The sequence below is a fragment of the Actinokineospora sp. HUAS TT18 genome (assembly GCF_051364635.1).
Taxonomy (GTDB): Bacteria; Actinomycetota; Actinomycetes; order Mycobacteriales; family Pseudonocardiaceae; genus Actinokineospora.
Window position 1 is genome coordinate 1,998,793 of the sequence record NZ_CP195645.1, and the last position, 12,550, is coordinate 2,011,342.

Here is a 12,550-nt window from a genome sequence, read left to right on the forward strand (position 1 = left end):
GCCTGACCTACCGCCCGCCAAGCGACTCGCCGCAGCACAAACGACGTCGCCGCAATGGCCGTGTCGTACCAAGTCGCATCGCTGGTAGGTGTCTAATCGCCCGATGAGCTCGGAACCGACCATCGACTACGCCACTGTCAGCGTGGGGCTCCGCCCGTCGCGGGTGATCGTCGTGTTCGACGGGGCCTCGAACTGGACATTCTGGGCGCGCAAGGCGCTCTACCTGGCCGAGTTGCGGTGGGGTGGACCAGGGTTCGCGTTGGTTCCGCATCGGGGCGGTCAGGTCGATCAGACGCTCCTGGCCGCGTGCCGCGCCTACGATCCGGACTACGTCGTCACGATGTCGGCGACGATCGGCGAGCTCGAGACCCTGCGTCCCGGTTGGTTTCAGGTCGAGGGCGACGACGGTCGCCCCGTGGGTGAACCTGAACGGCAGCGTCTCCTGGATGGCTCACGCGACACCGACCACGGTCCGAATGACGGGGACCTGCGGGCTCGGGAACAGATCGCCGAGGTTTGCTCCGTCTATCGACACAGGTCCGACGATGGCGAGTGGGACGAGCCCAACTCGATGTTCGTGGCTCCCTGGCCTGATGACGTTCTTGAGACCGCGCAAGCCACCGGTACACCCGGCGGGATCACGCTGACTTGCCCACCAGACTGGGGTGGCCTGCTCGGCGTGGCCACCGCGGCTCGCGCGGGCGTCATCGACACACCGTCGCCCGACGCCGAGGAACCGTCGCTCGGCGAGACCGAACTGTCGATGCTGGTGGACTGGCTGCTGGGCGGCCAAGGATTCAACCTGCCCCGACAACTCCTGCACTCCACCACCGTCGTGGCCGGTGTCCTCACCGAACAGACCACGACGTCCCAGGAGCGCGCGATGGTTGGGCTCAGCACGGTCTGGGCTGGCACCAGCAGAAATGTCCCACGCCTGCTCGTGGTCGGTGACGAGCCTGAAGACTTCGCCCTTGCCAGGCTGTGGAAGCTCACCCACGGAGTCGGCCACTGGCTGCCCGCCTCCGTCGGCATCCGCACCGACCGCGTACCGCCGCTGCTGCGCCCCGCCGTCAATCGGATCGCGATGGACGCCCGCCGGTCCAGCAGCCGACTCATCCTCACGTCGGTTTCCCGCACGGTCGATGAACTGGCGAGCGACCGGGACCACCTGCGGCTACTCGCCGACAGCGACGACCTGTCCCGACTGACACCGCGTGCCACGGTCAAGGCCGCCAGTGAGTTGTCCTGGCGGCAGCCGACCCGCACACACCTGGCGGTCGCCGACCAGTTCGACGACAACCTGGCCATCCCGGTCCACGTCGACACCAACGGCACGAGAACGATGGCCGCGCCGCTGCCAGCCCCAGCGCTGCGCAACCCCGGCCTCGCCGCCGCCGACCTCCGATGGCACGTCGATGTGACCTGGGACGAACCCCGGGGCGTGCTCGGACGCGGACTCGCCAGCCAGGCAGTCTTCGCACCCGACACACCTGACTACTACACCTGGGGCCGCCGAAGCCGCCGCGGAACCTCCTACCAGGCACAACGCTACGACCTCGTTATCAGCGGAATCCAAGCCGACAACCGACTCGCGCGCGCCAAGGTCCGCGAGCCCAGTCTCTCGGACTGGATCGCGGCGAAATGCCGCGAACACGACGTGACCACCCGGCTCAGCCCCGCTGGCCACCGCAGCGCTCAACTCGGGCGGATGCTCGGCAGCCGAGACGAGTTCGTCCGCTTGTTCAGCGGCGCGCTGCTGCCCGCGATCCGAGCCATGAGACCGTCGGGGTCTTCGGCCGCCCAGGCGTACCCGAACAGCGACGGCGTTCGACTCGCCGCTGGGGTGGGCTGCCTGAACTTCGTCGGACTCCGTTTCCGCACCGCCGGGCTGCCTGCTCGACGGGTACGGGAAGAACTCGACAAAGCACTAGCCGCGGGGATCCTTCGCCGCGGCATGGTCGTGGGATGCGCGACATGCGAAGAGGTGCAATTCCAAACCGTAGACCAAGTCGCCCAGCGCTGGACATGCCACCGCTGCGATACGGGCAACGACCTCAACCAGACCGCATGGCGAAAACCACTCGACGAACCTACCTGGTTCTACGACCTACACCCCGTGGCACACCGCCTCCTGAACGAGAACGGCGAAGTGCCAGCACTGCTGTCGCGTCACCTCGCCGTGGAGTTCGGCGCCCGCACGCCACTGATCGACGTTGACGAGATCGAACTCGTGCACGCGGGCGCCAAGCAGGTCGAACTCGACCTCGTGGCCTACGCCGACGACATCCTCATCGTCGCCGAGTGCAAGTCCACCAGCAAACTCGGCAACGGCAGCAACGACCAACTCCGCCGCGACATCACCAAGAAATGCCAGGCGGCGGCCCTGCTGCGAGCGGATCGCCTCCTGTACGCGACCACCGCCGACACCTGGGATGACCGCACCCGACGCCTGATCGAAGCGACCGTGCACAACTATGACTGGGGTATCGCAGGCCAACGACCAGAGCTGCGATTCGTCACCCGACTTCGCCACATCACCTAGACAATGCCCAGGATGATCGACGGGTGTTGGTGAGCTAGCCGTGCGACCAGAACGACCGCGAGCCGGATTCACTTCGCGGTGGCGTTGGCGGATCTCGTCCTACGCGGTACCCGTCGTGATCTCCGCAAGGCTTGCGATCCGCTCGGCGCAGTGTCGTTCCGTCGCGGTGACCGCGCGTACGGCGTCGAGCCAGCGGCGTTCGAGGTTGTCGAGGAGGCGGGCTTCGACTTCGGGGGCGACGTGGCTGTAGATCTGTTCGATCTTGTCGGCGAGTCGGTGGCCGAGGCGTTTGGCTTGGGCGATGTCGGGGATGAGGTCGGCGATCATCCAGGTCTTGTGGCTGTGTCGCAGTCCGTGGAAGGTCAGGCCGGGTTGCACGGGGTCGAGGCGCGGCCAGTGTTCCGGGTAGCCACGGGTGCCGTCGGCCCCCGGACGCATGACGCGGCGGGCGAAGTTGGATCGGCGTGGGTGCTGTCCCTCGGCGGTGACAAACACGTGAATGTGGTTGTGGGTGGTGAGGTGGTGGCGGAGCAGCGCAGTCAGGAACGGCGGCAGGATGATGGTGCGCGCGGACTCGGCGGTCTTGGGTGGCCCGAGGCTGAACACGCCGTCGATCTCCAGCAGCGCGCCCTCATGTGGATCGATGACCATGTACCCGACGGGTCCGTCCAGATGCAGGTTGGAACGTCGCAGGCCGAGCAGCTCACCCCACCGGGCGCCGGTCCAGGCCGCTGTGATCAGCAATACCGCCGCCCACGAGCCCGCGAGCAGGCCAGCGTGTAGTGCCAGCCGCAGGGCGCCTTCGGGGCTGGTGTGGACGCGTTCGCGGACTGCGGCGTGGCGGCGCCTGCCGCGCCGGTTGGCGCGGTAGGGGTTGGCGTGGATGAGTTTCTCGTCGGCGGCGTCGGACAGCATCATCGACAGGAGCTTGACCATGGTGGACACGGTGCTGGTGGCGTAGCCGTCGGCGCGTTTGCCTTTGGCCCATTTGTGCACCGACAGGTTGGTGATTCCGGCGAGTGATGACAGGCCCCAGTCGGGTTCCAAGTGGTTGGACCACAGACTGTGGTACTGGCGCTCGGTGTTGGGGGCCACGTCCAACGCGTCGAACCACTCCTGCGCCCATGCGCCGAGCAGGGTTCGTCCGCCGTCGGGGTCGATGAAGTGGCCGCGACGCTGGTCGACGTTGATCTCTCGGGCGTGGTCGTCTGCGTCGTCCTTCGTCGTGAACCCGGACACCGAGCCAAGTGTGCCGTCGGGTTTCTGAAAGCGCACGCGCCATGAACTCGGCCCGGACGGCTCCGAGTACGCCACGAGCTCACCCCCATCTCAAGCATGGTGTCCGAACACAACACGTGTATGGACCCGTCCGTCTTGGGGTCCAGTCAAGGAATCCGGTGGAGGCCGCCCGATCAGGTGACGCGACCGCGCGCGATCCTCGTCGTCTTGGGGTCCGATTTGGACTGATCGGCTATTGCGACCAGGTCGTCGTGGGTGAAGCGCAGGTGTTTGCCGACGTACCGACAGGGAATCGCTCGAGCGGCGGCCTTGCGCCGCAGCCAGGATGCCCGCAGTTGCAAGCGTTGCGCTGCCTGTTCGGCCGTCAACAGCACCACCACTGCGTCTTCCACCGGCCCCGGGGAAACCTCGTCGACGGTGGCGTCCACAGGCGAATGTTCTCTCGGCGCATCGCCGGATTCACGCGCGGCCGCCGGCCTGCGTGCACCAGCGACCCGACGCTGCGTCCTGCTCGGGGACATGACCCACCTCCAACGGTGTCGGGGACAGAACTTGACAGTCAGGCGACCCTGGGTTCCTCAAACCTGGCGTTGTCCATGACACGCCAGTACCAACTACAGGCGAATCGAAGGCAGTTCGACTCGGTCCGGTGCGACGGCCCGCACCCAGTCCTGTAGCGGCCCTGGTAGCTCCACGCCATCGAGTCGCTTGACGTGATCGCGTCGCCGTAGCGGGCCAAGCCGAGGACTTTCGCTCCGAACGCGTGCAAGCGGTAGCGGCGCTCGACGAGCGCGCGGACGATCCGCTCGACCTCGACCGTGTGTTGGCGGCGGCAAACGCTGCCCACGCCGACCAAAGGCAGCGCGGCCAGGTCGACGCCGTGCTTCTCGTAGAGGTCGGCGCAGCGGTGGTAGCCGGTGATCGACTGTCCTTGCAGGACAGGGATGATCGGCAACTTGGGGGCGAGGTCGCGGAGTCGGAGGTAGTCGGTGACGGTGCGGTGTTGGTGGGTGCGCAGGCTCAGGCCGGTGCGGGCCAGCACATGTTCTTCGGTCATCCAGTCGCGGGGTGCGGCCCACTCGAGGTTGCCGATCTCGCCGGCGTAGCGGCGGACCGCCGAGACGTAGGCGGCGGCGTCGGTGCGCCAACGTCCGTATAGAGACAGTTCGGTGAACCCGCCGGAATCCAATGCCCACGGGCCGGTGGCGCGCGGGAGACCGCGGCGCCCGGCGAGGCGTCGATGGCTGACCAGCAGCGGCATCCCGAGGTCGCGGGCGAGCCAGGCCGGTTGGTGGGTGCCGAGGTAGAACCTCATCGCCGCGTCCGTCGGGACTCAGCACCCGCGTGCACGAAGGGCAGAGTGAGCATGGTGGCGGCTGCCTTGCCGACGATCTGCCCGGGTATGGCGGCGGCACTGCCGAAGGCCAAGGGGACGAACAGGATGCTGTCGACCACGAGCCCGACCGCGTTGGACGCCGCAACAGCGCCCAACTGGCTGCGACGACGCAACCGCGCGTAGACGAGGGCGTCGAGGAGTTCGGAGACGGTGAACGCCACCACGCTGGCGATCGCGATCCGCGGGGTGGCCAGCGCGGCGGACAGTGCGGCTCCGGCTGCGATGCCCGCGGCCACACCGCGCGGGCCGAGTGCGTCGTGCAGCAGGTCGCGGGCGGTCAGGCTGGCACCGGCGAACAGGGTGCCCGCGGGCACCAGCAGACCGGCCAGAGCTAGCGGCGGGTAGTGGACCGAGGCGACGTTGGCCGCGACGACCGACAGCAGGTAGCCGACCATCGTCGCGACGCCTCGCACCGTGGGGCGCCCGGTGATCGGCCGAGGCGATGCCGACCTCGGCGCGGTCGGCGTGGTCGGGGTGGTCGGGGTGTTCATGCCGCCCGCTCCCCCGCGCCGGTGACCGGTTCCCCGGAGCGGCAGGACCAGGGTGAGCAGCCATCCGGGTCCGCGTCCTCCTCACGCACCTGGTCGGTGGTGATCAGGCGCAGGTGCCGTTCGCGCTTCACCGTTGCGTCGAGGTCGACCTGGTCGAGGGGTGTGCAGGAGCGGTGCAGGAAGTACTGGCCGCGCAGCGGCTGGCCGTGTGTGGTGGCGTGCGGGTAGCCGTCCCGGATGGCCCGGTCGAACTCGACCGCCTCGGCCCAGCCGTGTGGGTCGTGGTCGCGGATCCAGCGCCACCCGGCGTTGCCGTGGAATGGGCAACCGACGCAGGCGGACTTCACCGTGTCCCCGAAGCCCCGCCCGGCCAGGTACTCCGTACAGGTGGTGCGGTCGTAGCCGAGGTCGATCAGCGGGAACACGTTGCGCAGGAACCGAAGCCCGGAGTGTTTGGCGCGGGTGAACTCGTCGGTGCTGATCCCGATGGCCTGCTCGGCGTACACCCCGCGCGGCACCCGGTGTGGGTGCGGGTAGCCGAGCAGTTCCCGCGCGGCTTTCTTCAGCGGGATGATCTTGTATTCGCTGGTGCATTGGCGGCGGGCCAGGCCGCGGGAGCCGTCGGGGTTGAGGGTGTGCAGGGGCATGGACACGAAGCGGTGCTTCGGATCCAAGGCGTCGGTGCGGATGTTCCCGGCCGACACCCGGCGCACCGGGATACCCGCCTTCGCCGCGTGCGCGGTGAGTCGGTCGAGGTTGGCGTAGACCGCGCGGGGCTCCCACCCGGTGTCGGCGAACAGTGCCATGTCGAAGCGCGGGATCACGCCCTCACAGGCCAGAAGCAGCACGGCGGTGCTCTGCACCCCGGCGCCCAGGGACAGCAGCCGCAACGCGGGTCCGGGATCGAGCGCGGTCAGGTGCGGTGTGGTGGTCATGCCGCGGCCTCCTGTCCCGTGTGGGAGTGGTGAATGTCGAGCAGGTCCGCGAGGTCGGCGAGGAGGAGCGAAATCGCGTGGGCGGCTTGCTGTGGCACGACTCCGTTGCCCAGAGCGCGCAGCTGCGCGGTGCGAGGCAGGGGCAGGTCGGTGACCCAGCCGGGATCCAGGCCCATGAGGTGCTCGACGAAGGCGGGCGCGAGCACGGGGCGGCCATGGGTGCCGGGCTGTGTCGGGGGCGGTGTTCGTCGCCCGAGTACCTGCTCCCACCACCGCACCGCGGGCGCATAAGCGCCCCACAGCACCCCGTCGTCCACCGATACCCGTCCCGGATCGTCCTGCGGCACGGCGGCTACGCCATCGCCGTGTCGTTCGGGGTGTGGCTGGTCGGCGCCCGCAGGTGCATGACCGCTGAGGGCAGCATCAGGTCGCCCTTGGATCCTCGCTGCGCTGGGCAGCCCTTGGTGCCGTCGGTGGCACGTGGGGTCGGCAGCAGCCGGGCTTCGTCGGGCAGCGACGGTCCACCCCGGTGCGTCGTGTGGGAGCAGTTCTTCGCATCCGACGCCGTCGGGGTGGGCAACAGCGGGAACGTGGTGGCCAGGTCGCTGATCGCGCGGCGCCGCGCCCCGCCGCCGGTCGGGCGTTGGGTGAAGCACTGCTCGGGTGTCCGCCCGGAGTGGGTGGTCATGGGCGTGGGCAACAACAGCTCGCACGCGGTGCAGGTCTCGACGCCAAGCGAGAATGAAGACGCGTTCGCGGCGGTGGGCGGCACCGACGTCGCAGGCGCGGACGCTACGCCAGAGCGCGTCATACCCTGCTTTGGCCAGGTCGCCGAGTACACGGTGCAGACCTCCGCCTTTCCAGCGAAGCGCGGCGACGTTCTCCACCACGACGAGCGCGGGTCGTAGTAGGCGAAGGCCCGCCACGATGTCTGCCCACAAGCCACTGCGCTCGCCCTTCTCGATACCCGCCCGGCGTCCGGCCGCACTGATGTCCTGACACGGGAACCCGGCGGTCAGCACCTCGACCGGCTCCACCTGCGTCCAGTCCATGGCACGCACATCACCGAGGTTCGGCACACCCGGCATCCGGGCGGCGAGGATCTGGGTGATGTGCGGGTCGGGGTCGGCGCACCACGCGACACGTCCGCCGCCGAACGCGGCCAGCACCCCGACGTCCAAGCCGCCGTAGCCGGTGCACACCGACCCGACGACCGGCCCCGCGCTCGACGCGACGGAGAGGGTGTCGGGCGCGGTGTCCACGACGGCCGACGGTGTGGCCACCCGGCCCGCCCGCGTCGCCGTGGTGACGGCGACGCGAGCGGGGCCGTGCCCCGTGCGGCGGGTGATGCGGCGTGGTCGGCTGCTCATGCCGCCCAGCTCCCCGACACGCCCGAGCCACCACCACGTGGGTTCCCGGCGTGTCGCGTCTGGCCGCTGACGAACCCTCGGGATTCCTGAAGTTCGGTCGAGATTCCTGAACCCAAGGTCCTGCGCAGAGGGGTACGAAACACGAGCACGTCCTCATGCGAGATGAGGTGCAGCGGCAGCCCGGCTTCGCGCTGTTTGCGGATGAAGTCGCGTTGGAAGAACGAGCCGCGGGCGACGAGTTCGCCGTCGGCGGCGCGGGCGAGCAAGGCGACGCAGCGTTCCACCGGGATGAGTCCCGCGTGCACGCCGCAGGCGAGGATCTGGCTGGGCAGGTCGATCAGCTCGGCGTGCTCGCGCCACGGGCGGATGGTGATGGCGATGTGACCGCCCGGCTTCAGGAACGGCACCAGTCCGGCGAGGATGCGGGTGAACCCCGTGAGCAGCCGGTGGTGGCCGATGTTGGCCAGGTTCCCGCGGTCCAGGGTGCTGCCGTAGAGGTGGTGGTACTTCTGCACCCCCTTGCCGGGCGCGACCGCGACCTGCCCGTGCGTGGACGGCCCGTACGGCGGCGAGGTGACGACGAGCGCCGCCTGCCCGAGGTGCTCCGGCGGGAGCAGCGCGGCGATCTGTCGGGCGTCGCCGTGGAACACCTTTCCTTCCGACTCGACGCCCGCGTCGCGGGCGAGCGCAAGGTTGCGGCGGGCGACATCGACCCAGTGCGGCTCGTACTCGATCCCCACCGCGCGGCGCCCGGCGTGCACGGCCTCCACCAACGTGGTGCCGATCCCGGCCATCGGATCGAGCACCAGCTCGCCGGGCTGGGTGTAGTGGGCGATGGCGTGCGCGGCGACGGCGGGCAGCATCTTGGCCGGGTGCGCGGTCGACTCCGGGACGTAGCGGCCCTTGCGCTGCGCCGCCGGGGCCAACTGCGCGGTCGTCCACACCGACACGGGCACCTCGCCGGTGTCGATGTCGGTGGTGAGCTCGTCGAGGATGTCGTGCACCGAGCTGGACACGGGTCGACCGACAGCGGTGTTCCTGTCCGCGTTCACGGTGTCGAGGGCGTCGATGACCGCGCGCGGGATGCGCACGGTCGGCGCGTCCGCGGCACAGTCCGCGGCCCTGTCAGCCGCGCTGTCGGCGGCGTCGGGTGACGGGGTGGCGGGGGTGCGCTCGTCGGCCACGGGAGTGCCTTCCTCGCTGGCGGATGCGTTGTCGAGGTCGCTGAAGACGGGCCGGTGGTCTGCGGGGTTGCTGGAGTGCGGAGCCGGTGCGCCGGTCATCGCGCACCCCCCGTCTGCGGCGCCTGCGCGGCCGGGTCCACGGGGCTCGCCGGGGGCGGCTCGTGCTCGTGCGGCTGGGCGAACACGAGGACATCGGAATGGACCCTGGTGTGGGGCGCGGGCAGCTCCCGCACCGTCGCGCGGTGCTCCGTGCGCGCCCGCCGCTCGGCCGTCGAGCCGTCGTCGTCGGGCAGCACTTCGGTGGCGAACCGACCGTCGCGGACCGGCACGTGCAGGGCGACGACGTGCTGCAGGTACAGCAGGTCCGCGTTCTGCGCTGCGGCCACCACCGCACCGGTCGGATCGACCAACTCACCCTGCGACCAGTCGCTGTGGGTGAGCACGGCGAGGATGCCGCCGACCCGCAGCAGCCGGGCCGCCAGCAGCGCCACGACGTCGCCGACGCGGTCGCCGGCGTCGGCGGGACGCAGGCTGGTGATGACCAAGTCGGCGTCCGGCGCGACGGTGTCGAAGCCGTGCGGGGACGCCGCCGGTACCGCCGCCGAGGGTGATGCGGGGTCGCCGATGAGGTCGGCCCAGAACGGCCGCGACACCGGCCCGACGGACTCCTCGGGCGCGGCGACGCGCACCACGCGGCCGTGGCGCCCGAGGTGCTCGACCGTGTCCAGCGCGGCCGTCAGGTCGACGTCCGAGGTGTCGCCGGGAGCGCCGCAGGAGGTGTCGTCGGGGGCGTGCCGGATGACCCCGTCGGAGTCGACGACACCGAGTCCGCGCCGCCGCACGCTGGTGGTGTTCGAGGTCGGCCAGGGCAGCAGAGCGACCCGCCCGCTGGGCGCGCTGAACGCGGCGACGATCTTCTCGACCAGCGGCGTCGGCCAGGCCGCGTCGAGGTCGATCCCGGTCGCGCTCGCCGTCCACACCGTCGTCGGAGTCGGCGTGTCCGTGGACCCGCGTGACCGGCCGCGAGCGGTGGAGCCGGGCTTGGCGGGGCTGACCCTGGTGGTGGTCGCAGCCGTCGGATAGGGCCGCCGCTCGCCTCCCCGGCGGGCCGCCGCGGGACGGGTGGAGTCGCCACGCCGCTTCGGGCCGTGCGACGCCGGACGGCGCGCGGGCTGATCGGACTGGGGCATCGGGTACCTCGCAGAGTCTTCGAGGGTGTGCCGCGTTGTGCGTGCGGCCTGTGACACCCCAGGACTCCGAAAAACACCCCAGATTCCCGGACCTGTTACCGAATCTTTATCGCCCCGTTTGGGCGCCTCGTCGTTAACCGAAAAACCTCAACGAGCACGCGGGCACGCTTATGTGGCCGCCCGTTCCCCGTCGTGCCCTGTGCTGTCGAGAGATTTCTCGGACATTTCCGCGCGCCCTGCCCACTGGCGTCGCGGGCACGCCGGTCGGGGTGTCCGACCAGCTGGCCGACTATTACCGGATCGCCACCAAAACGCCATCTAGCCACTGTTCCGCAGATGGAAGGCTATTCCCGACGATCATCAAACGATCTCCCTCTCGGCGACCGGAGTGGCTGTCGTGCGGGTCGTGATGATCTTTGTTGCGACTGGAAACGATCACTGGAGATCATCGGTGGCGTTGTGGTGGACTTTTGGTGGCGTTCTGTTGCGTTTTGGGGGACGTCGTTTGGCTTCCTGTGGTGGTCATTGCTGTTTCGACCATTGCAAAGGAGCCGATCATGGCCCCGAGTCGCGTATTCGGTGACACGCCTTTCGAGCCCGATTCCCTGCCTTTGGAGTCCGCGCGGGCCGCGTTCGAGTGGCTGACCACCGGCCCGGATCCGCTGTCTGTCGACGGCCGTTTCTTCCCCGGCCTGCCCGCCCGGCGTGTGCCGGTGAACGAGTTGCGCGAGCTGCTGCTCGATACCTCGCTGCCGCTGTCGGCTGTGGACCTGGTGTGGATGCACCTGATCACCCGCTCCCGCGATGAGGGCGGCGCGTGGACGGTGGCGTGCGTCGGTGTGGCACTGCCCGCGTTGGTCTCCATCGCCGCCCGGCTGTCGGCGAAGTTCGCCGACGACCACCGCGACATCCACAGCGCGGTCCTGACCGGGTTCCTGTCCGAGCTGGCCACCATCGACCTGGTCCGGCCGTGGGTGATGTGGCGGCTTCGGTGCGCCGCGCTGCGCGCCGGACACCTGTTCATCCGGGAGGCGCTCGACCGTCCGACGCCCGCGTGGAACAGCTTCCACTCCAGCGAACCCGCCCCGCCCTCGGGTCATCCGGACTTCGTCCTGGCTCGCGCGGTCGCCGAGGGCGCCATCACCGGCGACGAGGCCGAGTTGATCGGCTCCACCCGCTTGGAGGACTACTCGCTCACCGCTGCCGCGGCTGACGCCGGGGTCAAGGTCTCCGCCCTGCACTGGATGCGCAGCCAGGCCGAAGCCCGGCTGGTCGCGTGGCTGACCGAGCAGGCCCCGCACGACGATCCCGGCGATCGCCGAGACCACGATGTCGAGATCGCGGCCGTCGGCGCCGTGACGATCACCGCCGCCGCCAATGGCGACGGATCCGGCCTGCGCCGACCGCGCGGCAAGTCACGCAGGGTGAGCAACTCGGCGGAGAAGTTGGCGGTAACGGTTCGGTATCGGCCTTCGGAAAAGGAGGCCGATTTCGGAGTCCTGGGCTGCGGGAGGACACCAGCCGCCCCCGCGCACACCACCCCGCTCGACCAGCAGGCCCGCACCACCGGGCAGCCGTCGAACGCGACTCCGGAGGTGCCGCCGTGTGCCGCCTGACCCGTTCCTCCCGCCACCCCCGACCCGGCCACCGCGCCACGCGCGGCGGTGAGCGCACCCCTGGCGACCATCGTCCCCGCCGCGACTCGGTCACGCCTTCGCGCCCGCTGCCGGGTGCGTGCGCCAGCCGGGTTCTCTCCCACTGGTCGCGGCCGACCTCCACGGCGCACGCCCCGTCGACTCAGTCCCCATCGGCTCCGTCCGTGGCTGTGACCCGTGCGGCTTGCGCGGCGCGGCGCGGCACGGTGCGGCGCACGGTCGTGGTGCTCGCCGAGGTCGCCGTGCTCGCCGTGGTGTTGTCGGCCGCGGCGGGTCCGGCGGCGCACGCGGACACCACGCACGTGCTCGCCATCGCCGGATCCGTCGACGAGGTCCTGACCAACATCCGGAACTGGATCATGGGCGTCCTGGCCGGGATCGCCACCGTGTTCCTCACCATCGGCGGCGTGCGCCGCGTCATGGGCGCGGGCGATCCGGGCGAGCAGGAAAAGGCCAAGGAGTGCTTCAAGGCCGCCGGGATCGGCTACTGCCTCGCGGCGTTGGCGCCGCTGGTCGTGACCGTGCTCAAGGGCATCGTGGGGGCCTGA

General features: G+C 69.9%; 12 protein-coding genes and 1 pseudogene. 3 read left to right on the top strand and 10 right to left on the bottom strand.

Annotated elements, in window-relative coordinates; translation table 11 throughout:
- Positions 1-103 precede the first annotated feature (103 nt).
- Entirely contained in the window at positions 104-2,542 is a 2,439-nt protein-coding gene (locus tag ACSHT8_RS08820; protein WP_436499509.1) for a hypothetical protein, read from the top strand.
- A 99-nt stretch (positions 2,543-2,641) separates the two neighbouring features.
- Here ACSHT8_RS08820 and ACSHT8_RS08825 read toward each other — a convergent pair whose 3' ends face one another.
- From ACSHT8_RS08825 to ACSHT8_RS08870, 10 genes and pseudogenes are all read right to left on the bottom strand, one after another.
- A complete protein-coding gene (locus tag ACSHT8_RS08825; protein ID WP_436499511.1) occupies positions 2,642-3,781 on the bottom strand; it encodes a tyrosine-type recombinase/integrase in 1,140 nt (379 codons plus the stop codon).
- 173 nt (positions 3,782-3,954) lie between these two features.
- Complete coding sequence (locus tag ACSHT8_RS08830; RefSeq protein WP_436499513.1) at positions 3,955-4,209, bottom strand: helix-turn-helix domain-containing protein; 255 nt, start codon at positions 4,207-4,209, stop codon at positions 3,955-3,957.
- A gap of 131 nt (positions 4,210-4,340) precedes the next feature.
- The gene (locus ACSHT8_RS08835) at positions 4,341-5,096 is read right to left on the bottom strand and encodes a DUF7221 family queuine tRNA-ribosyltransferase-like protein (protein ID WP_436499515.1); all 756 of its coding nucleotides are present in this window, start codon (positions 5,094-5,096) and stop codon (positions 4,341-4,343) included.
- A complete protein-coding gene (locus ACSHT8_RS08840; RefSeq protein ID WP_436499517.1) occupies positions 5,093-5,668 on the bottom strand; it encodes a VUT family protein in 576 nt (191 codons plus the stop codon). The genes ACSHT8_RS08835 and ACSHT8_RS08840 overlap by 4 nt, the downstream gene beginning before the upstream one ends.
- Positions 5,665-6,603 (bottom strand): hypothetical protein, encoded by a 939-nt coding sequence (locus ACSHT8_RS08845; protein WP_436499519.1) that lies wholly within the window; start codon positions 6,601-6,603, stop codon positions 5,665-5,667. Before ACSHT8_RS08845 ends, ACSHT8_RS08840 begins: the two co-directional genes overlap by 4 nt.
- Complete coding sequence (locus ACSHT8_RS08850; RefSeq protein WP_436502262.1) at positions 6,600-6,950, bottom strand: hypothetical protein; 351 nt, start codon at positions 6,948-6,950, stop codon at positions 6,600-6,602. Before ACSHT8_RS08850 ends, ACSHT8_RS08845 begins: the two co-directional genes overlap by 4 nt.
- A gap of 5 nt (positions 6,951-6,955) precedes the next feature.
- Positions 6,956-7,291: a hypothetical protein gene (locus ACSHT8_RS08855; protein ID WP_436502263.1), complete on the bottom strand. Its 336-nt coding sequence runs from the start codon at positions 7,289-7,291 to the stop codon at positions 6,956-6,958.
- Positions 7,292-7,373: 82 nt separating this feature from the next.
- A pseudogene (locus ACSHT8_RS08860) lies at positions 7,374-7,973 on the bottom strand (DNA cytosine methyltransferase); the annotation flags it as partial.
- On the bottom strand, positions 7,970-9,256 hold the full coding sequence (locus ACSHT8_RS08865; RefSeq protein ID WP_436499520.1) for a TRM11 family SAM-dependent methyltransferase: 1,287 nt from the start codon (positions 9,254-9,256) through the stop codon (positions 7,970-7,972). The pseudogene ACSHT8_RS08860 and the gene ACSHT8_RS08865, both read right to left, overlap by 4 nt.
- On the bottom strand, positions 9,253-10,347 hold the full coding sequence (locus ACSHT8_RS08870) for a hypothetical protein (RefSeq protein ID WP_436499522.1): 1,095 nt from the start codon (positions 10,345-10,347) through the stop codon (positions 9,253-9,255). Before ACSHT8_RS08870 ends, ACSHT8_RS08865 begins: the two co-directional genes overlap by 4 nt.
- Positions 10,348-10,904: 557 nt before the next feature.
- Between ACSHT8_RS08870 and ACSHT8_RS08875 the strand changes: the two genes are divergently transcribed.
- Positions 10,905-11,963: a hypothetical protein gene (locus ACSHT8_RS08875; RefSeq protein WP_436499524.1), complete on the top strand. Its 1,059-nt coding sequence runs from the start codon at positions 10,905-10,907 to the stop codon at positions 11,961-11,963.
- A gap of 263 nt (positions 11,964-12,226) precedes the next feature.
- Positions 12,227-12,550, top strand: a complete 324-nt coding sequence (locus ACSHT8_RS08880; protein ID WP_436502022.1) for a pilin — start codon at positions 12,227-12,229, stop codon at positions 12,548-12,550.

What these genes read in the sequence shown, in the direction of transcription:
- ACSHT8_RS08820 (WP_436499509.1), top strand. Translation starts at nt 104, where the DNA reads ATGAGCTCGGAACCGACCATCGACTACGCCACTGTCAGCGTGGGGCTC.
- ACSHT8_RS08835 (WP_436499515.1), bottom strand. Translation starts at nt 5,096, where the DNA reads ATGAGGTTCTACCTCGGCACCCACCAACCGGCCTGGCTCGCCCGCGAC.
- ACSHT8_RS08840 (WP_436499517.1), bottom strand. Translation starts at nt 5,668, where the DNA reads ATGAACACCCCGACCACCCCGACCACGCCGACCGCGCCGAGGTCGGCA.
- ACSHT8_RS08845 (WP_436499519.1), bottom strand. Translation starts at nt 6,603, where the DNA reads ATGACCACCACACCGCACCTGACCGCGCTCGATCCCGGACCCGCGTTG.
- ACSHT8_RS08855 (WP_436502263.1), bottom strand. Translation starts at nt 7,291, where the DNA reads ATGACCACCCACTCCGGGCGGACACCCGAGCAGTGCTTCACCCAACGC.
- ACSHT8_RS08865 (WP_436499520.1), bottom strand. Translation starts at nt 9,256, where the DNA reads ATGACCGGCGCACCGGCTCCGCACTCCAGCAACCCCGCAGACCACCGG.
- ACSHT8_RS08870 (WP_436499522.1), bottom strand. Translation starts at nt 10,347, where the DNA reads ATGCCCCAGTCCGATCAGCCCGCGCGCCGTCCGGCGTCGCACGGCCCG.
- ACSHT8_RS08875 (WP_436499524.1), top strand. Translation starts at nt 10,905, where the DNA reads ATGGCCCCGAGTCGCGTATTCGGTGACACGCCTTTCGAGCCCGATTCC.